We start from the raw sequence: 19,887 nt of genomic DNA on the forward strand, positions 1-19,887 counted from the left end.
TCGTTACGTACACCTTCGAGGGTGGCGCGCTGGAAGATCTCGCCTTCGGCCAGGCCGGATTGCTTGAGGCCTTTCATCAGGTCTTCAGTGGAGATCGCCTTGTTGCCTTCGATCTCGATACTGGCGACCGACGGGCGCTCGACAACGGTGATGACCAGGACATTGCCGTCACGGCCCAGTTGGATATCTTGAAAGAAGCCGGTCTTGAACAGCGCACGCGTGGATTCCACCAGGCGCCGATCATCCGCCTGCTCGCCGACGTTCAACGGCAAGGCACCAAAGACGCTACCCGCGGAGACCCGCTGGAGGCCATTGACGCGAATATCAGAGATAGTGAAGGACTCGGCGTGAACTTCGGCGATCATCAATACGGTGAGAACCGCAGTTAGCAGCAGACGTTTCATGAAGTCCTTTCTTATTCCAACTGGCAATAAACAAACTGCCGCAAAATGCGGCAGATTCGCAATTCAGCGAAGCGTTACAGACGACCCAGATCGTTGACGAGGGCAAGCAACATGACCCCGACCACCAAGCTGATACCTATCTGTATCCCCCAACCCTGCACCCGATCCGACAAGGGACGACCACGCGCCCACTCGATCAGATAAAACAGCAGATGCCCCCCATCCAGTACCGGGATGGGCAGCAAATTCAGAACTCCCAGGCTAATGCTCAGATAAGCAAGGAAATTCAGGAAATCAGCAACGCCCGACTGGGCAGAAGCGCCCGCCACTTTAGCAATGGTTATCGGTCCACTCAAGTTTTTTACCGAGAGCTCGCCGAACAACATTTTCTTGAGCGAGTCCAGCGTCAGGACACTCATGGTCCAGGTACGACGCGCACCCTCGCCAATCGCCGCCACAGGGCCGAAACTGACCTCGCGAATCATTTCCGGCGGCCAGTCCACAGCCTTGACGCCCGCCCCCAGATAACCGGTTGGCGCCTTGCTCTCGCCGCGGGCGGCCAGGGTCACCGGGACATCGATTGGAGCACCGTCACGCTCGATGCGCAGCACAATCTTGCTATCAGGACGTACGCGAACCGAATCGACCACCTGCTGCCAGTCGCTGACCGGCTGGCCGTCGAGCGCCAGCAACCGATCGCCGGTCTTCAAGCCAGCGGCCTGGGCCGGGCCTTTCGGATCGAGCTCGGCGAGTATCGGCGGCATCGCCGGACGCCATGGGCGGATCCCCAGGGACCGGATCGGATCCGGCTCGTCGGCGCCCTTGAGCCATTTATCCAAGACCAGTTCACGAGGCGAATCCACCGTGGAGCCCTGCTCGCGCACCATCAGTTGCAACGAGCCGCTCTCACCCAGGCGACGCACCAGTTGCAGATTGACCGCCGCCCAGCCCGAGGTCGGCTCGCCATCGATAGCGACGATTTCCTGCCCGGCACCCAGCCCGGCACGGGCGGCAACGCTACCCGACTCCACCGCACCAATGACCGGACGCACCTGCTCGCTGCCCAGCATGGCCAGGCCCCAGAAAAACACCATGGCCAGCAGGAAGTTGGCGATCGGCCCCGCGGCGACGATGGCGATACGCTGACGGACGGTCTTGCGATTGAAGGATTGATCGAGCTGGTCGGCCGAGACTTCGCCTTCGCGCTCGTCGAGCATCTTGACGTAGCCGCCCAGCGGGATGGCCGCTACGACGAACTCGGTGCCTTTCTTGTCGTGCCAGCGCAACAAGGGCATGCCAAAGCCCACGGAGAAACGCAGGACCTTGACGCCACAGCGCCGCGCGACCCAGAAATGACCGAATTCGTGAAATGTGACCAACACCCCCAAGGCAACCAGGGTGCCGACAATCATATAGAGCGCGCTCATCTGTTTTCTCCGCAATCCTGTCCAGGGCAACCCTGGCTAACGTATCGCAGCTTCAACGCCCGTGGCGCCGCAGCCATTGGCCCGCCAATTCACGAGCCCTGGCATCCGCCGTAAATACCGTATCGAGGTCATTGACCGAAACCACGGCCTCGAGATTCAAGACTTCCTCGATGATACTCGCGATCTCGAGGTAACGGACACGTCCATCGAGAAACGCTGCAACCGCCACTTCATTGGCGGCGTTAAGCATGGCCGGCGCACTGTCGCCCGCCTCGGCCGCCTGGCGCGCCAGGCGCAGGCAGGGGAAACGCTGCTCATCGGGCGCCTGGAAGTCCAGGCGAGCGATGGCGAACAGGTCCAGCGGCGCAACACCCGAATCGATGCGCTCTGGCCAGGCCAGGGCATTGGCGATCGGAGTGCGCATGTCCGGATTGCCCAACTGGGCCAGCACCGAACCGTCGACGTAGTCCACCAGGGAGTGAATCACGCTCTGGGGATGAATCACCACCTCGACCTGGGACGGCTTGGCATCGAACAGCCAACAGGCCTCGATCAGCTCCAGCCCCTTGTTCATCATGCTGGCCGAATCCACGGAAATCTTGCGCCCCATGGACCAGTTCGGGTGCGCACAGGCCTGCTCGGGTGAAACATGCACCAATTCTTCCAGCGGCGTCTGCCGGAACGGACCACCGGAGGCTGTCAGCAAAATCCGCCGGACACCCACCGCGCCGAGGCCACGGGAAAAATCCCGCGGCATGCATTGAAAAATCGCATTGTGCTCGCTGTCGATGGGCAGCAACACCGAACCGCTTTTGCGCACAGCCTGCATGAACAGGGCGCCGGACATCACCAGCGCTTCCTTGTTGGCCAGCAGGATCTTCTTGCCGGCTTCCACCGCCGCCAGCGTCGGACGCAAGCCCGCCGCACCGACAATTGCCGCCATCACGGCGTCGACTTCTGGGTCGGACGCCACTTGGCAGAGGCCCTCCTCCCCCACCAACACACGGGTTTGCAAACCAGCGGCGCGCAGATCGTCCTGCAGCGCCCGCGCCACAGTGGCCTCAGGCACCACGGCAAACCGCGGCGTGTGGCGTATGCACAGGGCCAGCAATTCACTCATGCGCGTGAAGCCACTGAGGGCGAACACCTGGTACCGCTCCGGATGCCGCCCGATGACGTCAAGCGTACTCAGGCCGATCGAACCGGTCGCGCCGAGAACAGTGATCTGCTGGGGGCGACTCACGACGCCGCCATCCACAACAGCACGGCAAAGATCGGGATCGCGGCAGTAAGGCTGTCGATGCGATCCAGCACGCCACCGTGACCGGGCAGCAGGTTACTGCTGTCCTTGATCCCCGATTGACGCTTGAACATGCTTTCGGTCAGGTCGCCGACCACGGATACAAATACGATCAAGGCGGCACCAATAAGGCCCATCAGCAACTGCGCGACGGTCCAGTCCCGCACAAAGCCGACCACGGTCGTGATCACCAGGCTCAAGGCCAGGCCACCATAGACCCCTTCCCAGCTCTTGCCAGGGCTGACCTTCGGCGCCAGCTTGCGCTTGCCGAAGGCCTTGCCGGAGAAGTAGGCGCCGACGTCGGCACCCCACACCAGCACCATCACAGCCATGATTTGCCAGTTGCCCAGCGGGCCTTGCTTGATCCAGATCAGCCCCTGCCAGGCCGGCAGCAGGATCAACAGGCCGATCACCAGCTTGGTCGCCGCATTGGCCCAATGATGGGTAGTCTGCGGATAGGTCAGTACCAGGAAGGTCGCCGTCGCCCACCACAGCACTGCGGCGCCCAGCACCCAAGGCGCGAGACCAGGCACCACGTACATGATAAACAGCATGGCCGCCACGGCCGCCGCGTAGGCCACGCGCGCCGACTGCGCAGGAAAACCCGCCAGCCGCGCCCATTCCCACGCACCCAAGGTCACGACCAGCCCGATGAACAGCGCAAAACTGGCGCCTTCAAGCAGGAAGAAACCACCCAGGGCGATGGGCAACAGGATCAAGGCAGTGATGATTCGTTGTTTAAGCATTAAACCCGGGCTCCAGCTTCGATCTGCTCGCTCGTTTTACCGAAGCGACGCTGACGGGAAGCGAAATCGGCCAGTGCGGTGCGCATGGCTTCGTGTTTGAAGTCCGGCCAGAACAGGTCGGAGAAGTACAACTCGGCATACGCCAACTGCCAGAGCAGGAAGTTGCTGATGCGATGTTCGCCACCGGTACGGATGCACAGGTCCGGCAGCGGCAGGTCGCCGGTCGCCAGGCAGGTCTGCAACAGCTCCGGCGTGATGTCTTCCGGGCGCAAATGCCCGGCCTGGACTTCCCGCGCCAGCCGTTGGGCAGCCTGGGCAATGTCCCACTGACCACCATAGTTGGCAGCGATCTGCAGGACAAACCGATCAGGGCCCGCCGTCGCGGATTCGGCTTCGCGCATCGCAGCCTGCAATTCAGGATGGAAGCGCGAGCGATCACCGATGATCCGCAGGCTGATCTTGTTCTCGTTGAGGCGCTTGGCCTCACGACGCAGGGCCTTGAGGAACAAGTCCATCAAGGCACTGACTTCATCGGCCGGACGCTGCCAGTTCTCACTGGAGAAGGCGAACAGGGTCAGCACCTCGACCCCTGCCTCGGCGCACACCTCGATGACCGCACGAACCGCGTCGACCCCCGCCTTGTGCCCGGCAACGCCAGGCATAAAGCGTTTCTTGGCCCAGCGGTTATTGCCGTCCATGATGATCGCCACGTGGCGCGGCACCGCGAACGGCACGGCCTGTTTGGTCTTTTCCATGAAAACGAGACCCTTATACGGCCATCAGGTCTTTTTCTTTCTGCGCCAAATCCGCGTCGATCTTAGCCACGTACTTCTTGGTCAGGTCGTCGATCTCGCCAGTGGCACGACGCTCTTCGTCTTCGCTGATTTCCTTTTCCTTGACCAGGTCCTTGAGCTGGCTATTGGCATCACGACGGATGTTGCGCACGGCAACACGGGCGTCTTCAGCCACATCACGAGCCTGCTTGGTGAAGCCCTTGCGGGTCTCCTCGGTCAGGGCCGGCATGGAGATCAGCAGCAGCTCGCCCAGGTTGGTCGGGTTCAGGTTCAGACCGGCACTGCCGATGGCCTTGTCGACTGCGCCCAGCATGTTACGCTCAAAGGCCACGACCTGCAGGGTGCGAGCGTCCTTGACGGTGATGTTGGCCACTTGCTTGATCGGGGTATCGGAGCCGTAGTACGGCACCATCACGCCCTCAAGGATGCTCGGGTGCGCCTGGCCGGTGCGGATGCGACCGAAGTTGTGCGCCAGGGACTCCAGGGATTTCTGCATGCGCTGTTCAGCGTCTTTCTTGATTTCGTTGATCATTGTTGAACTTCCTCGATCAGTGTTCCTTCGGCGCCGCCATGGACGATATTCAGCAGGGCACCGGGCTTGTTCATGTTAAAGACGCGCAGCGGCATCTTGTGGTCGCGGCACAGGCAGATAGCCGTCAGATCCATTACACCCAGCTTGCGATCCAGCACTTCATCGTAGGTCAGATGATCGAACTTCTCGGCATGCGGGTCCTTGAACGGGTCAGCGGTATAGACGCCATCGACCTTGGTTGCCTTGAGCACGACATCGGCATCGATCTCGATCGCTCGCAGGCAGGCGGCCGAATCCGTGGTGAAGAACGGATTACCGGTACCGGCGGCAAAAATCACCACTTCCTTGGAGTTGAGGTGGCGCATGGCTTTGCGGCGGTCGTAGTGATCGGTCACGCCAACCATGGAAATGGCCGACATCACGATGGCCGAGATATTGGCACGCTCCAGCGCGTCACGCATAGCCAGGGCGTTCATCACAGTGGCCAGCATGCCCATGTGGTCGCCCGTGACCCGATCCATGCCGGCCGCGCTCAGCGCTGCGCCGCGGAACAGGTTGCCGCCGCCGATGACCAGGCCGACCTGAACGCCGATCCCGACCAGCTGGCCGACTTCCAGGGCCATGCGATCCAGCACTTTCGGATCGATCCCGAACTCTTCCGAGCCCATCAGGGCCTCGCCGCTAAGCTTGAGTAGAATGCGTTTATAGCGAGCCTGATAACCACTGCCCTGCTGAGCCATTGCGAATCTCTCCTGCGGCGTATTTTCGAAAATTCTTTGCAAGCTGTTTTCAGCCTGCGTTCACTCTAGCTTGACGCTGACACAGCGCCATCGGAACACGGCTTTGTAAGCCAGTTCCGACAGGAAACCAATAAAAATCGGCATCCCCATCCGAAAAGAGGCTGCGCGCGTGAGCGGGCAGCCTCTTCAGGGCGACAGTTATAAAAACTGTCTTATTGCTTGCTGGCAGCCAGCTGAGCAGCAACTTCTTCAGCGAAGTTGTCTACTGGCTTCTCGATGCCTTCGCCCACTTTGAAGTAGGTGAAGGAAACGATTTCAGCGCCGCCTTTCTTGGCCAGTTCACCGACCTTGATTTCAGGGTTCTTGACGAACGCCTGCTCAACCAGGCTGGCTTCAGCCAGGAACTTGGTGATACGACCGGCAACCATTTTTTCAACGATTTCGGCTGGTTTGCCTTTGATCTTGTCTTCGTTGAGCTGCATGAACACGGCTTTCTCGCGCTCGATGGCATCAGCGGAAACTTCCGACGGCAACAGGAACTCAGGGTTGCTGGCAGCGACGTGCATCGCGATGTCCTTGGCCAGCTCGATGCTGCCGCCTTTGAGGGCTACAACGACGCCGATCTTGTTGCCGTGCAGGTAGGAACCGACAACATCACCTTCGACGCGAACCAGACGACGGATGTTGACGTTTTCGCCTACTTTGGCAACCAGGGCTTCACGAGCCGATTCCTGAGCGGCGATCAGCGGAGCTGCGTCGGTCAGTTTGTCGGCGAATGCTTTTTCTACGCTGGCAGCAACGAATGCCTTGAAGTCGTCTTGCAGAGCCAGGAAGTCAGTCTGCGAGTTGACTTCGATGATAACGGCAGCCTTACCGTCATCCTTGATGCCGATCGCGCCTTCAGCGGCAACGTTGCCCGCTTTCTTGGCAGCCTTGATGGCGCCCGAAGCACGCATGTCATCAATGGCTTTTTCGATGTCGCCGCCAGCCTTGGTCAAGGCTTTCTTGCAGTCCATCATGCCTTCGCCGGTACGCTCGCGCAGTTCTTTGACCAACGCTGCAGTAATCTCTGCCATTTCAAAATCCTCTTGGATAGGTTTTCAACCATTCCACCCGATCGAACGGGCGATCAATTCTTCCTGGAAAACCACTGCTTATAGGCCGCGGCAGGTTACAAACAGGTCACTGCGCTGGCGGCAAATGGTTTTCGAGGTGGCAAAAAGGGGGCCAAGCCCCCTTTTTGCTTACTGAGTCAACGCCAGGGCGTCAATTACTCAGCGGCTGCTGCCGGAGCTTCTTCAGCGAAGACTTCGGTGCCGCCATTCACGTTGTTGCGACCACGGATAACAGCGTCAGCCATCGAACCCATGTACAGCTGGATGGCGCGGATGGCGTCATCGTTGCCTGGGATGATGTAGTCAACGCCTTCCGGGCTGCTGTTGGTATCGACAACGCCGATGACCGGGATACCCAGCTTGTTGGCTTCGGTGATCGCGATGCGCTCGTGATCAACGTCGATCACGAACAGTGCGTCAGGCAGACCGCCCATGTCCTTGATACCGCCCAGGGAGCGGTCCAGCTTCTCAAGATCGCGAGTGCGCATCAGCGCTTCTTTCTTGGTCAGCTTGGCGAAAGTACCGTCTTCGGACTGGACTTCAAGGTCACGCAGACGCTTGATGGAAGCGCGAATGGTCTTGAAGTTGGTCAGCATGCCGCCCAACCAGCGGTGATCGACGTACGGCGAACCGCAACGTGCTGCTTCTTCAGCAACGATCTTGCCAGCGGAACGCTTGGTGCCGACGAACAGAATCTTGTTTTTGCCCTGGGCCAGGCGCTCTACGAAGGTCAGTGCTTCGTTGAACATCGGCAGGGTTTTTTCAAGGTTGATGATGTGGATCTTGTTACGCGCGCCGAAAATGTACTTGCCCATTTTCGGGTTCCAGTAACGGGTCTGGTGACCGAAGTGCACACCGGCCTTCAGCATATCGCGCATGTTGACTTGGGACATGATAGTTCCTTGATAAGTCGGGTTTGGCCTCCACGTATCCCAATGACCAACCAGCGGCTATAAAAGCCAAAGGCACCCAGGTCATCGTGTCGACACGTGTGTGGATTTAAGCTTACGGGGTCATCCCCGGAAAGCGGCGCATTTTATACCACAGCAAGGGCGAAAACGGAACACGGATTCTGAAATCCTGGCGAAGTGCCCCTCCCACAGCCCTTTCATGGGCCATGGATGCACACCCTTATAGAGAGAAGCGATGCATGTGGACGCGGATTTGCGCTGATCGTCTGTTAGAATCGTCTCTTTCAGGGCCACGTGAATCATCATCCGCCGCCCATTTCGTTTTGAACAGCGCCGTCAGGCGCAGAGAGAGCCTGTATGACCGTTACCCTCAAGACTCCCGAGGACATCGCCAAAATGCGTGTCGCCGGCAAACTCGCCGCCGATGTGCTGGAGATGATCGCCGACTACGTAAAGCCTGGTGTGACCACCGAAGAGCTGGACCGCATCTGCCATGACTACATCGTCAACGAGCAGAAAGCCATCCCGGCCCCGCTCAACTACAAAGGCTTCCCGAAGTCGATCTGCACCTCGATCAACCACGTGGTCTGCCACGGCATCCCCAACGAAAAACCGTTGAAGGATGGCGATACCCTGAACATCGACGTCACCGTCATCAAGGACGGCTTTCACGGCGACACCAGCCGCATGTTCCATGTCGGCAACGTGCCGGAGTGGGCCCAGCGCCTGTCCAAGGTCACCCAGGAATGCATGTACATGGCCATCGAACTGGTGAAGCCGGGCTGCCGCCTGGGGGATATCGGCGAAGTGATCCAGAAGCACGCGCAGAAAAACGGCTTCTCGGTGGTTCGCGAGTTCTGCGGCCATGGCATCGGCAAGGTGTTCCACGAAGAACCGCAGATCCTGCACTACGGCCGTGCCGGCACGGGCATGGAACTGCAGGCGGGCATGACCTTCACCATCGAGCCGATGATCAACCAGGGGCGCGCTGACACCAAGGTGCTGGGCGACGGTTGGACTGCCATCACCAAGGATCGCAAGCTGTCGGCCCAGTGGGAACACACCTTGCTGGTCACCGAGACCGGATACGAGATCTTCACCCTGCGCAGCGATGACACCATCCCTCGCGTTTCCGCCTGATCCGAACCCAGCCTATAGATATAGATAGAAAGGAAAGTCATTCAATGCCGCAGGTGGATCCCGAACTCTTCGACCGCGGCCAGTTCCAGGCTGAACTGGCCCTGAAGGCAAGCCCCATCTCGGCGTTCAAGAAGGCGATCCGCCAGGCCCACGAAGTGCTCGACCAGCGCTTTCGCAATGGCCGGGACATTCGGCGGCTGATAGAGGACCGTGCCTGGTTCGTCGATAACATCCTGCAGAAGGCCTGGGAGCAGTTCAACTGGAGCGAAGATGCCGACATCGCCCTGGTCGCGGTCGGCGGCTACGGGCGCGGCGAACTGCACCCCTACTCCGACATCGATCTGCTGATCCTGCTCGACAGCGCCGATCATGAAGTTTTCCGTGACTCCATCGAGCGGTTCCTGACGCTGCTGTGGGACATCGGCCTGGAAGTCGGCCAGAGCGTTCGCTCGGTGCAAGAATGCGCCGACGAGGCCCGCGCCGACCTGACGGTGATCACCAACCTGATGGAAAGCCGCACCATTGCCGGCCCCGAGCACCTGCGCCAGCGCATGCTCGATGTCACCAGCACGGCGCACATGTGGCCCAGCAAGGACTTTTTCCTGGCCAAGCGCGCCGAGCAGAAGGCCCGCCACCACAAGTACAACGACACCGAATACAACCTGGAGCCCAACGTCAAGGGCTCGCCCGGCGGGCTGCGGGACATCCAGACGATCCTGTGGGTCGCCCGTCGCCAGTACGGCACGCTGAACCTGCGCGCCCTGGCCGGTGAAGGTTTCCTGGTGGAAAGCGAAAACGCCTTGCTGGCCTCGTCCCAGGAATTTCTGTGGAAGGTCCGCTACGCCCTGCACATGCTGGCCGGGCGCTCCGAGGACCGCCTGCTGTTCGACCATCAGCGCTCCATCGCCAGCCTGTTGGGTTTCGAAGGGCAGGATGCCAAGCAAACCATCGAAAACTTCATGCAGCAGTACTACCGCGTGGTGATGAGCATTGCCCAGCTCAGCGAACTGATCATCCAGCACTTCGAGGAAGTCATCCTCGCCCCCGAAGACGAAGAACCGCCGCAGCCGATCAACTCTCGTTTCCAACTGCACGACGGCTACATCGAGGCGCGCAACGCCAATGTATTCCGCCGCACGCCGTTCGCCATGCTGGAAATCTTCGTGCTCATGGCCCAGCAGCCGGAAATCAAGGGTGTACGCGCCGACACCATTCGCCTGCTGCGGGAAAACCGTCACCTGATCGATGAAGACTTCCGCAACGACATCCGCAACACCAGCCTGTTCATCGAGTTGTTCAAGTGCAAGATCGGCGTGCACCGCAACCTGCGACGCATGAACCGCTACGGGATCCTCGGGCGTTATCTGCCGGAGTTCGGCTTCATCGTCGGGCAGATGCAACATGACCTGTTCCACATCTACACGGTCGATGCCCACACCCTGAACCTGATCAAGCACCTGCGTAAGCTGCAGTACACCCAGGTGTCGGAGAAATTCCCGCTGGCCAGCAAGCTCATGGCCAAGTTGCCCAAGCCCGAACTGATCTACATGGCAGGGCTGTACCACGACATCGGCAAGGGCCGCCAAGGCGATCATTCCGAGATTGGTGCGGTGGATGCCGAGGCGTTCTGCCAGCGCCATCAACTGCCCCTGTGGGACAGCCGGCTGATCGTCTGGCTGGTGCAGAACCACCTGATGATGTCCACCACCGCCCAGCGCAAGGACTTGTCCGACCCGCAGGTGATCCACGACTTCGCCCAGAACGTCGGCGATGAAACACGTCTGGATTACCTCTACGTGCTGACCGTGGCCGACATCAACGCCACCAATCCGACCCTGTGGAATTCCTGGCGCGCCAGCCTGTTGCGCCAGCTCTACACCGAGACCAAGCGCGCCTTGCGCCGCGGCCTGGAAAACCCGGTGGACCGCGAAGAGCAGATCCGTCGCACCCAAAGCGCAGCCCTGGACATCCTGGTGCGCGGCGGCACCGATCCGGACGACGTCGAGCAGCTCTGGTCGCAACTGGGCGATGACTATTTCCTGCGCCATACCGCCGGCGACGTGGCCTGGCACAGCGACGCGATCCTCCAGCAACCGGCCGATGGCGGGCCGCTGGTGCTGATCAAGGAAACCACCCAGCGCGAGTTCGAAGGTGGCACGCAGATCTTCATCTACGCCCCGGACCAGCACGACTTCTTCGCCGTGACCGTGGCGGCGATGGACCAGCTCAACCTCAACATTCACGACGCCCGGGTCATTACCTCCAGCAGCCAGTTCACCCTCGACACCTACATCGTGCTCGACACCGACGGCGACTCGATTGGCGACAACCCGGCGCGGGTCAAGCAGATTCGCGACGGCCTGACCGAAGCCCTGCGCAACCCGGCGGACTACCCGACCATCATCCAGCGCCGGGTGCCGCGCCAGCTCAAGCACTTCGCCTTCGCGCCCCAGGTGACGATCCACAACGACGCCCAGCGCCAGGTCACCGTGCTGGAACTCAGCGCCCCGGACCGCCCGGGCCTGCTGGCGCGGATCGGCCATATTTTCCTGGAGTTCGACCTGTCGCTGCAAAACGCCAAGATCGCCACCCTCGGCGAACGGGTGGAAGACGTCTTCTTCATCACCGACGCACATAACCAGCCGCTGTCCGATCCGCAGCTGTGCAGCCGCCTGCAGGAAGCGATCGTGCAGCATTTGAGCGTCAACCAGGAACCCGATGCTCACATGACACGTATCAGCATCTGAACGAACAATCTCCCTCTGTGGGAGCGAGCTTGCTCGCGATAGCGACGGAGCATCCAGCATTGATGCTGCCTGACTCACCGCCATCGCGAGCAAGCTCGCTCCCACAAGGACCGCGCCCACATTGACGAGGCCCTTGATGAACAACGCTCTGAACCAACTCCAGCCCTACCCTTTCGAAAAGCTCCGCGCCTTGCTTGGCAGCGTCACGCCCAACCCGGACAAACGCCCGATCGCCCTGTCCATCGGCGAACCCAAGCATCGCTCGCCCAGCTTCGTGGCTGAGGCCCTGGCCAGCAATCTGGAAAAGATGGCGGTGTACCCGACCACCCTCGGCATCCCCGAGTTGCGTGAGGCCATCACCGGTTGGTGCGAGCGCCGCTTCAACGTGCCAAACGGCTGGCTGGACCCGGCGCGCCATGTGCTGCCGGTCAATGGCACCCGTGAAGCCCTGTTCGCTTTCACCCAGACCGTAGTCAACCGTGGCGACGACGCCCTGGTGGTCAGCCCGAACCCGTTCTATCAGATCTACGAAGGCGCGGCGTTCCTGGCCGGGGCCAAGCCGCACTACCTGCCGTGCCTGGACGCGAACGGCTTCAATCCGGATTTCGATGCGGTATCGCCGGACATCTGGAAACGCTGCCAGATCCTGTTCCTGTGCTCCCCTGGCAACCCGACCGGCGCGCTGATCCCGGTGGATGTACTGAAGAAACTCATCGCCCTGGCTGACGAATATGACTTCGTCATCGCCGCGGACGAGTGCTACAGCGAACTGTACTTCGACGAACAAACCCCACCGCCGGGGCTGCTCAGCGCCTGCGTCGAACTCGGTCGCAAGGATTTCAAGCGCTGTGTGGTGTTCCACAGCCTGTCCAAACGCTCCAACCTGCCGGGCCTGCGTTCCGGTTTCGTCGCTGGCGACGCGGACATCCTCAAGGGTTTCCTGCTGTACCGCACCTACCATGGCTGCGCGATGCCGGTTCAGACCCAACTGGCGAGCATTGCCGCGTGGAACGACGAAGTGCACGTACGCGCCAACCGCGCGCTGTACCGGGAGAAATTCGACGCGGTGCTGGAGATCCTCAGCCCGGTGCTGGACGTGCAACGCCCCGATGGCAGCTTCTACCTGTGGCCGAACGTAGCGGGCGACGATGCGACGTTCTGCCGGGACCTGTTCGAACAGGAACACGTGACGGTCGTACCGGGCTCCTACCTGTCCCGCGAAGTGGAAGGCGTCAACCCAGGCGCCGGACGCGTGCGCATGGCCCTGGTCGCGCCGCTGGCTGAATGCGTGGAAGCGGCGGAGCGAATCCGCGCGTTCATCCAGCGTCGGGGTTAATCCCCCCATCGATCGTTCCCACGCTCTGCGTGGGAATGCATCCCGTGACGCTCTGCGTCGCCTCCCTGAAGCGGAACGCGGAGCGTCCCTGGCGGCATTCCCACGCAGAGCGTGGGAACGATCCATCGACACTGGCCCCCTGTGGGAGCGAGCTTGCTCGCGATGAGGCCGGCACCTATTACATCAAGTCCGAAGCTCTACCCGGTCCAGGCACTTGTTCGCCAACAACATCCCCAACTCAATCATCTGGGCCACTCCAATGCTACATGTCGTCGCGATCCGTCCTGATCGAAGGCAAGGTCATTGAGCATTGCATTGGCCGAAGCCAGGGTTTCGCTGAGGTTGGCCAGCAACACTTCGGTGTCGATACCGTCAGCCACAGTGAATAACTGTACCGAGGGTTTGGGTTCTGACTTGCTGTCGCCAGGTTTGAGGTAATGATCCAGCACACGGTCAGCGGCCTCTTGCAGCTTTTCGGGTGCGTAATCGCCGTAGGGGAAAGTGGAGGCAGGTTTTGGTGGATTTGGAGTTTCTTTGATCATGTGATGCTCCTAAGGTGTTGGAGCTACCACAAAGTCTTCTCACGGACCTATAGAGTGGCAGCCGTACGCGGGGTGAGAATCCGGGTCAACACCACCGAACCCGGCCATGTCGAAACATGCCCGCGCACAGCCGCCATAACATGATGCATGGACGAAACGCGCCTGCACTTTATATGGCGGGCGCCTATGCGCATAGTGGGTGTTCGGATTCTCACGTCCGGTCGCTGAATTGGCAGCGACACCCAGAGGCTAGAGCCCTCGCTTCCGACGGACAACCTTAAAAACTTGTCGGAAACTTCGGTGCGTCTGACAGACGACAATCTGTCTGCTCAGACAAGAAAAGACATAAAACGTACCGCAGACGCCAAGCCTTTGATTTCGCTAAAGTTGTACACCGAAAGACCTCATTTAACCCTGTGACGAGGGTTCAAGCTGGCTTGAATTCGCTATTGCCGGTAGCCATAATCGACCCCGTCACCAGCGAGAGCTGGCAGGAGTCTGGGTCCCTCTCGGGGTTGACCCAGCGGCGCAGAAAGGGCGAAGCAAGCTCAACTGCGTGTCGATTGAAGCCGCCTTCGGGCGGCTTTGCTTTTTTATGAGGATAAGGAATGCCTCTTTATTACCATCCCAAGCAAGGCGATGTTCTTCTTTGCGACTTCACGCGGGGCTTTGTTGCACCTGAAATGCTGAAGATCCGCAAGGTGGTGGTGATCTCCCCTACTGCCACACACAGTCGCAAGCTCTGTACCGTGGTGCCGATTTCCTCCACAACGCCACAGACTCAGCAGGACTGGCACTACCTGCTCCGCAGCAATCCCCTCCAGTCCGATGGCTACAAAGAACTGTGGGTAAAGTGCGACATGATCTATACCGTGAGCTTTGAACGTCTGGACAAGCTGCACAGAAAGACTCGATCCAAGGGTCGAGAGTACTTCGTTCCTCGCCTGGGCTCTGAAGACAAGCAAGGCGTAATCGCCGGTGTGAAGGCCTACCTTCCGCTCTGACCCTGCCGTTATTTACCCAACCCCAAATTCGCCTCAGCCAAATCCAACTCCCCCAGCACCTCACGCAACACATCATCCCCAATCTGATGATGACGACTGAGGCGATACAACTCCAACCGCTGCGCCCGATAGGCCTTCAAGCGCAGCCGGCGTTCCAGCAGGTCCATTTCGAACGCCAGCGCCTGGGCTTCGGCGGAGTCGTTGAACACCTCCAACTGATGGCGATACTCAGACATCAGCCGCGCCTTGACCTCGGTCGCCAGCGCCGCCTGGGCCGCATCCGGCGTACTGGTCGCTTCGGTCGGCTCCTCCACTTCCAGTGCATGAATCGCCGCTTCAGCGGTTTTGCGCCAGGCATCACGCACTTCGGTACGACGTTTGTCGTCGGGGCTCCTCTCGATGCCCCGCAGCAGCAATGGCAAGGCGATGCAGGCCGCAATCAACGACAACAGAATCACCCCGGCGGCAATGAAGATCAGCAAGTCGCGCTCGGGAAACTGCTCACCCGCGGCCAACAGCAACGGCACCGACAGCACTCCCGCCAGTGTCACCGCGCCGCGCACTCCGCCGAAGGTCAGCAACCAGCAGGAGCGTGCGGTCGGCACCAGGGTCAGTTCGCGCTCACCGCGCCAGCGCCGCAACAGCCCGGACAGGCGCCAGGTGCTTTGCACCCAGACAAATCGCAGCACTAGCAACACCAGGAAAATCGCCACCACATCCAGGCAGCGGTAGAACAGCGTTGGCCACAGCGTCGTCTCGTGGCTGGTCACTGCCTTGATGATGTCCGGTAATTGCAGGCCCAGCAGCAGGAAGATCAAGCCGTTGAAGGCGAATTCCAGCAGCGACCAGACGCTGCGATTGAGCAGCCGCGTACCGGTCTGGCGCGGCAGCAGGTCGAGCCAACTCTGCATCATCCCCGCCGCCACCGCCGAGAGAATGCCCGAAGCGCCCAAGCGTTCGGCCAGCACATAGGCCGCGAACGGCAGCAGCAGCATGAACACCACGTGGGTGGCCGGGTCGTCCCAACCCCGAGCAATCATCCAGGCCCGCAGACGCCCCACCAGCCAGCTCAAGCCCACGCCCACCAACAGGCCGCCAACCGCCACCAGGACGAAGGTCAGGCTGGCATTCGCCAGGGAAAACACGCCGGTGATCGCCGCGGCCAAGGCGAACTTGAAGGTCACCAGGCCCGACGCATCGTTCATCAGCGCCTCGCCCTGCAGCACGTGCATCAGCGGCGCGGGCAAGCGGTCCCGGGTAATCGCCGACACCGCCACCGCGTCGGTCGGCGACAGCACGGCAGCCAGGGCGAAGGCCACCGGCAGCGGGATACTCGGCAGCAGCCAATGAATGAAATAACCGGCACCCACCACCGTGAACAACACCAGCCCCACCGCCAGCGTCAGGATCGGCCCTCGCAGGCGCCACAACTCGCGCTTGGGCATGCGCCAGCCATCGGAAAACAGCAGCGGAGGCAAGAAGAGAAACAGGAACAGTTCGGGATCGAGAGCTACGTGCAGGCCCAGGGACGGCCAGGCCAACAAGGCACCGGCGCCGATCTGCACCAGGGGCAACGGCAGGGGGATCAACCGCCCGATCAGGCGCGACACGCCCACCAGCATTAACAGGATCAGGACGGTATAGGCGCTTTGCATGACGGTTTTCCAATTACAGCGACAAACATCCGGCAACAGCTTGCCGTTGAAGTGCCATATTAGCCGCTTAGCATGGGTCTGGCCGTTGTACCTATGTCGCAGCCCTGCCCTGTGGCAATGAGCCTGTGGGAGCAAAGCTTGCTCGCGATGAACGGTGGCCCGGTCTTGCAGTTGAACCGTGTCGTCTGTATCGCGAGCAAGCTCGCTCCCACAGGTTTGAGTGCATACCGATCTGGACCGTCGCGAAACCGTCCGGTCATGGCATAATCCTTCACCTTTTATTTTCAGCACCTGCAAAGGGGGCAGTTCCTTGACCGATTCAAGCAAAACGTTGCACCTTTTCGGCATCAAAGCCTGCGATACGATGAAAAAAGCGCGTACCTGGCTCGATGAGCACGCGGTGCGCTATGACTTTCACGATTACAAAACTGCAGGCATCGACCGTGAGCACCTGACCCAATGGTGCGACGAGCATGGCTGGCAAGTGGTGTTGAACCGTGCCGGTACGACCTTTCGCAAACTCGACGACGAACGCAAAGCCGATCTCGACCAGCCGAAAGCCATCGAACTGATGCTCGCCCAACCCTCGATGATCAAGCGCCCGGTGCTTGACCTCGGTGACCGAACCCTGATTGGCTTCAAGCCAGATATTTATGCGGCAGAGATCAAGTAAGCCTGCCCAGTCCATTTTGTAGAGGTAATTTCATGTCCACTACCCTGTTCAGCCTGGCCTTCGGTGTCGGCACTCAAAACCGTCAAGGCGCCTGGCTGGAAGTGTTCTACGCACAGCCGCTGCTCAACCCGTCGGCTGACATCGTCGCAGCCATCGCGCCGATTCTCGGCTACAGCGAAGGCAACCAGGCCATCACCTTCACCACCGCCCAGGCCTCGCAACTGGCAGAAGCACTCAAGGGTGTCGATGCCGCGCAAGCCGCGCTGCTGACCCGCCTGGCCGAAAGCCACAAGCCGCTGGTCGCCACGCTGCTGGCCGAAGACGCCCAGCTGTCTTCCACCCCTGAGGCCTACCTCAAGCTGCACCTGCTGTCCCATCGCCTGGTCAAGCCTCATGGCCTGAACCTGGCCGGCATCTTCCCGCTGCTGCCGAACGTCGCCTGGACCAGCCAGGGCGCGATCGACTTGAGCGAACTGGCTGAGCATCAGCTCGAAGCCCGCCTGCGTGGCGAGCTGCTGGAAGTGTTCTCGGTGGACAAGTTCCCGAAAATGACCGACTACGTGGTTCCGGCCGGCGTGCGTATCGCCGATGCCGCACGGGTCCGCCTGGGCGCCTACGTGGGCGAAGGCACCACCGTGATGCACGAAGGTTTCGTCAACTTCAACGCTGGCACCGAAGGCCCGGGCATGATCGAAGGCCGTGTTTCGGCGGGCGTATTCGTCGGCAAGGGCTCGGACCTGGGCGGCGGTTGCTCGACCATGGGCACCCTGTCGGGCGGCGGCAACATCGTGATCAAGGTCGGCGAAGGCTGCCTGATCGGCGCCAACGCCGGTATCGGTATCCCACTGGGCGACCGCAACACCGTGGAGTCGGGCCTGTACGTGACCGCCGGCACCAAAGTGAAGCTGCTGGACGAAAACAACCAACTGGTCAAAGTGGTCAAGGCCCGCGACCTGGCCGGCCAGCCTGACCTGTTGTTCCGCCGCAACTCCGAGACCGGTGCGGTGGAATGCAAGACGCACAAATCGGCCATCGAGCTGAACGAAGCGCTGCACGCCCACAACTAAGCTTCACACCACCACCTGTGGGAGCGAGCCTTTTTGTGGGAGCCAAGCTTGGCTCCCACAAAAAAAGCCCGCTCCCACAGGGTCCGGCGTCATTGAGCAGGGCCCGAAAGCATGTTGATCCAATCCCCCTGGCGTGCCGATTTCCCGGCCATCGCCGCCCTGCAACGGCAAGGCCAGACCTACCTGGACAGCGCCGCCACCACGCAAAAACCCCAAGCACTGCTGGATGCCCTGACGCATTACTACGTCAATGGCGCGGCCAACGTGCACCGTGCGCAACATTTGCCGGGCGCCCATGCCACACAGGCGTTCGAGGACAGCCGCCTCAAGGTTTCGCAGTGGCTCAATGCCGGAAACTGCGGACAAGTAGTCTTCACCCACGGCGCCACTTCGGCGCTGAACCTACTGGCCTATGGGCTGGAATATCTATTCAACCCGGGCGATGAGATCGTCATCAGCGCCCTGGAACACCACGCCAACCTGCTGCCGTGGCAGCAACTGGCCGAACGCCGTTCATTGACCCTGGTGGTGTTGCCACTGGATGCCGACGGGGTGATCGACCCTGGCGCCGCCGCCGAACTGATCGGCCCGCGTACGCGCTTGCTGGCGGTGAGCCAGTTATCCAATGTGCTCGGGGCCTGGCAGCCGGTGCCGGCGCTGCTGGCGCTGGCCAAGGCCCAGGGCGCGCTGACGGTGATCGACGGCGCCCAAGGCGTGGTTCACGGTCGCCACGACGTGGAGGCGCTGGGTTGCGACTTTTACGTGTTTTCCAGCCACAAACTCTACGGCCCCGATGGGCTGGGCGTGCTGTTTGGCCGTACCGAAGCCCTCGGCAACTTGCGTCATTGGCAGTTCGGCGGCGAAATGGTGCAACAGGCCGATTACCACAGCGCCAGCTTCCGCCCGGCGCCGCTGGGTTTCGAAGCGGGCACGCCGCCGATTGCCAGCGTGATCGGCCTGGGGGCGACCCTGGATTACCTGTCCGACCTCGACCCGCAGGCGGTCATCGAGCATGAGGCAGCGCTGCATGACTACCTGCTCCATGGCCTGTTGGCCCGCAACGGCGTTCGCCTGGTGGGCAACCCGCGCCTGGCGCTGGTCAGCTTCGTGGTCGAAGGCATTCACAACGCCGACCTGGCCCACCTGCTGACCGAGCAAGGCATCGCGGTGCGCGCCGGGCATCACTGCGCAATGCCGTTGTTCAAGCATTTGAATCTGTCGGGGGCGATTCGGGTGTCGCTGGCGCTGTACAACGACTCCGCTGATCTCGAGCGTTTCTTCGAGGCGCTGGACCAGGCCCTGGAGATGCTCCGATGAACCTGCCCGCCGAGGCCGCCACCGCGCTGCAGATTTTCCAGGACGCGTCAGGTTGGGAACAACGCGCCCGACTGCTGATGCAATGGGGCGAGCACCTGCCGCCCCTGAGCGACGAAGACAAGTGCGAGGCCAACCTCGTCCACGGCTGTGAAAGCCAGGTGTGGCTGGTGGGTCAGTTGCACGACGGGCATTGGCAGTTTTGCGCCAGCAGCGATGCGCGGTTGATCCGTGGGCTGGTGGCGTTGCTGTTGGCGCGGGTCAACGGATTGTCCGCTGAAGAGTTGCAGCAGGTGGATTTGCCGGGCTGGTTCAATCAGTTGGGATTGTCGCGGCAGTTGTCGCCGTCGCGTAGCAATGGCTTGAATGCAGTGTTGAAGCGGATGCTTGAGCTGACTGAATGATCGCCATCGCGAGCAGGCTCGCTCCCACAGGGGATC

18 protein-coding genes and 1 pseudogene are annotated in these 19,887 nt (G+C 60.9%); 8 read left to right on the plus strand and 11 right to left on the minus strand.

Going from position 1 to position 19,887, the window contains the following annotated elements; all coding sequences use genetic code 11:
- The 9 genes from KGA89_RS22585 to rpsB form a co-directional block, all read right to left on the minus strand.
- Positions 1 to 404: POTRA domain-containing protein (locus KGA89_RS22585; protein ID WP_305882125.1), on the minus strand; the 404-nt coding region annotated here is incomplete at its 3' end.
- Between the two features lie 74 nt (positions 405 to 478).
- The gene (gene rseP, locus KGA89_RS22590) at positions 479 to 1,831 is read right to left on the minus strand and encodes an RIP metalloprotease RseP (RefSeq protein WP_223472586.1); all 1,353 of its coding nucleotides are present in this window, start codon (positions 1,829 to 1,831) and stop codon (positions 479 to 481) included.
- 52 nt (positions 1,832 to 1,883) lie between these two features.
- The gene (gene ispC / locus KGA89_RS22595) at positions 1,884 to 3,074 is read right to left on the minus strand and encodes a 1-deoxy-D-xylulose-5-phosphate reductoisomerase (protein WP_223472587.1); all 1,191 of its coding nucleotides are present in this window, start codon (positions 3,072 to 3,074) and stop codon (positions 1,884 to 1,886) included.
- Positions 3,071 to 3,877 carry a phosphatidate cytidylyltransferase gene (locus KGA89_RS22600; RefSeq protein ID WP_223472588.1) on the minus strand — a complete coding sequence of 269 codons (807 nt, stop codon included), beginning with the start codon at positions 3,875 to 3,877 and terminating at the stop codon, positions 3,071 to 3,073. Before KGA89_RS22600 ends, ispC begins: the two co-directional genes overlap by 4 nt.
- Complete coding sequence (uppS, locus tag KGA89_RS22605; RefSeq protein ID WP_003198241.1) at positions 3,877 to 4,632, minus strand: polyprenyl diphosphate synthase; 756 nt, start codon at positions 4,630 to 4,632, stop codon at positions 3,877 to 3,879. The genes KGA89_RS22600 and uppS overlap by 1 nt, the downstream gene beginning before the upstream one ends.
- Before the next feature lie 13 nt (positions 4,633 to 4,645).
- Positions 4,646 to 5,203: a ribosome recycling factor gene (gene frr, locus KGA89_RS22610; RefSeq protein WP_003198238.1), complete on the minus strand. Its 558-nt coding sequence runs from the start codon at positions 5,201 to 5,203 to the stop codon at positions 4,646 to 4,648.
- Positions 5,200 to 5,943: a UMP kinase gene (pyrH, locus tag KGA89_RS22615; protein WP_003198235.1), complete on the minus strand. Its 744-nt coding sequence runs from the start codon at positions 5,941 to 5,943 to the stop codon at positions 5,200 to 5,202. Before pyrH ends, frr begins: the two co-directional genes overlap by 4 nt.
- 212 nt (positions 5,944 to 6,155) lie before the next feature.
- Positions 6,156 to 7,019 carry a translation elongation factor Ts gene (tsf, locus tag KGA89_RS22620; RefSeq protein WP_003198233.1) on the minus strand — a complete coding sequence of 288 codons (864 nt, stop codon included), beginning with the start codon at positions 7,017 to 7,019 and terminating at the stop codon, positions 6,156 to 6,158.
- A 194-nt stretch (positions 7,020 to 7,213) separates the two neighbouring features.
- Entirely contained in the window at positions 7,214 to 7,951 is a 738-nt protein-coding gene (gene rpsB / locus KGA89_RS22625) for a 30S ribosomal protein S2 (RefSeq protein ID WP_003198231.1), read from the minus strand.
- A 375-nt stretch (positions 7,952 to 8,326) separates the two neighbouring features.
- Between rpsB and map the strand changes: the two genes are divergently transcribed.
- From map to dapC, 3 genes are all read left to right on the plus strand, one after another.
- Entirely contained in the window at positions 8,327 to 9,109 is a 783-nt protein-coding gene (map, locus tag KGA89_RS22630) for a type I methionyl aminopeptidase (RefSeq protein ID WP_003198229.1), read from the plus strand.
- Positions 9,110 to 9,153: 44 nt separating this feature from the next.
- Positions 9,154 to 11,856, plus strand: a complete 2,703-nt coding sequence (locus KGA89_RS22635) for a [protein-PII] uridylyltransferase (RefSeq protein WP_223472589.1) — start codon at positions 9,154 to 9,156, stop codon at positions 11,854 to 11,856.
- Positions 11,857 to 11,992: 136 nt separating this feature from the next.
- On the plus strand, positions 11,993 to 13,192 hold the full coding sequence (dapC, locus tag KGA89_RS22640; protein WP_223472590.1) for a succinyldiaminopimelate transaminase: 1,200 nt from the start codon (positions 11,993 to 11,995) through the stop codon (positions 13,190 to 13,192).
- A gap of 183 nt (positions 13,193 to 13,375) precedes the next feature.
- Here dapC and KGA89_RS22645 read toward each other — a convergent pair.
- Positions 13,376 to 13,734, minus strand: a pseudogene (locus tag KGA89_RS22645) (DUF6124 family protein).
- 608 nt (positions 13,735 to 14,342) lie between these two features.
- Between KGA89_RS22645 and KGA89_RS22650 the strand changes: the two are divergent.
- Positions 14,343 to 14,738: a type II toxin-antitoxin system PemK/MazF family toxin gene (locus tag KGA89_RS22650; protein WP_223472591.1), complete on the plus strand. Its 396-nt coding sequence runs from the start codon at positions 14,343 to 14,345 to the stop codon at positions 14,736 to 14,738.
- 8 nt (positions 14,739 to 14,746) lie between these two features.
- On the opposite strand, the gene KGA89_RS22655 is transcribed toward KGA89_RS22650, so the two are convergent.
- Entirely contained in the window at positions 14,747 to 16,393 is a 1,647-nt protein-coding gene (locus KGA89_RS22655) for a Na+/H+ antiporter (RefSeq protein WP_223472592.1), read from the minus strand.
- A 310-nt stretch (positions 16,394 to 16,703) separates the two neighbouring features.
- Between KGA89_RS22655 and KGA89_RS22660 the strand changes: the two genes are divergently transcribed.
- The 4 genes from KGA89_RS22660 (at position 16,704) to KGA89_RS22675 (ending at position 19,851) form a co-directional block, all read left to right on the plus strand.
- Positions 16,704 to 17,066, plus strand: a complete 363-nt coding sequence (locus KGA89_RS22660) for an ArsC family reductase (protein WP_223472593.1) — start codon at positions 16,704 to 16,706, stop codon at positions 17,064 to 17,066.
- 32 nt (positions 17,067 to 17,098) lie between these two features.
- Complete coding sequence (gene dapD / locus KGA89_RS22665) at positions 17,099 to 18,133, plus strand: 2,3,4,5-tetrahydropyridine-2,6-dicarboxylate N-succinyltransferase (RefSeq protein WP_003198211.1); 1,035 nt, start codon at positions 17,099 to 17,101, stop codon at positions 18,131 to 18,133.
- Between the two features lie 111 nt (positions 18,134 to 18,244).
- Positions 18,245 to 19,450 carry an aminotransferase class V-fold PLP-dependent enzyme gene (locus KGA89_RS22670; protein WP_223472594.1) on the plus strand — a complete coding sequence of 402 codons (1,206 nt, stop codon included), beginning with the start codon at positions 18,245 to 18,247 and terminating at the stop codon, positions 19,448 to 19,450.
- Entirely contained in the window at positions 19,447 to 19,851 is a 405-nt protein-coding gene (locus KGA89_RS22675) for a SufE family protein (RefSeq protein WP_223472595.1), read from the plus strand. Before KGA89_RS22670 ends, KGA89_RS22675 begins: the two co-directional genes overlap by 4 nt.
- Positions 19,852 to 19,887: the final 36 nt, after the last annotated feature.

It is taken from the genome of Pseudomonas sp. A-RE-22 (genome assembly GCF_019956035.1).
GTDB lineage: Bacteria > Pseudomonadota > Gammaproteobacteria > Pseudomonadales > Pseudomonadaceae > Aquipseudomonas > Aquipseudomonas brassicacearum.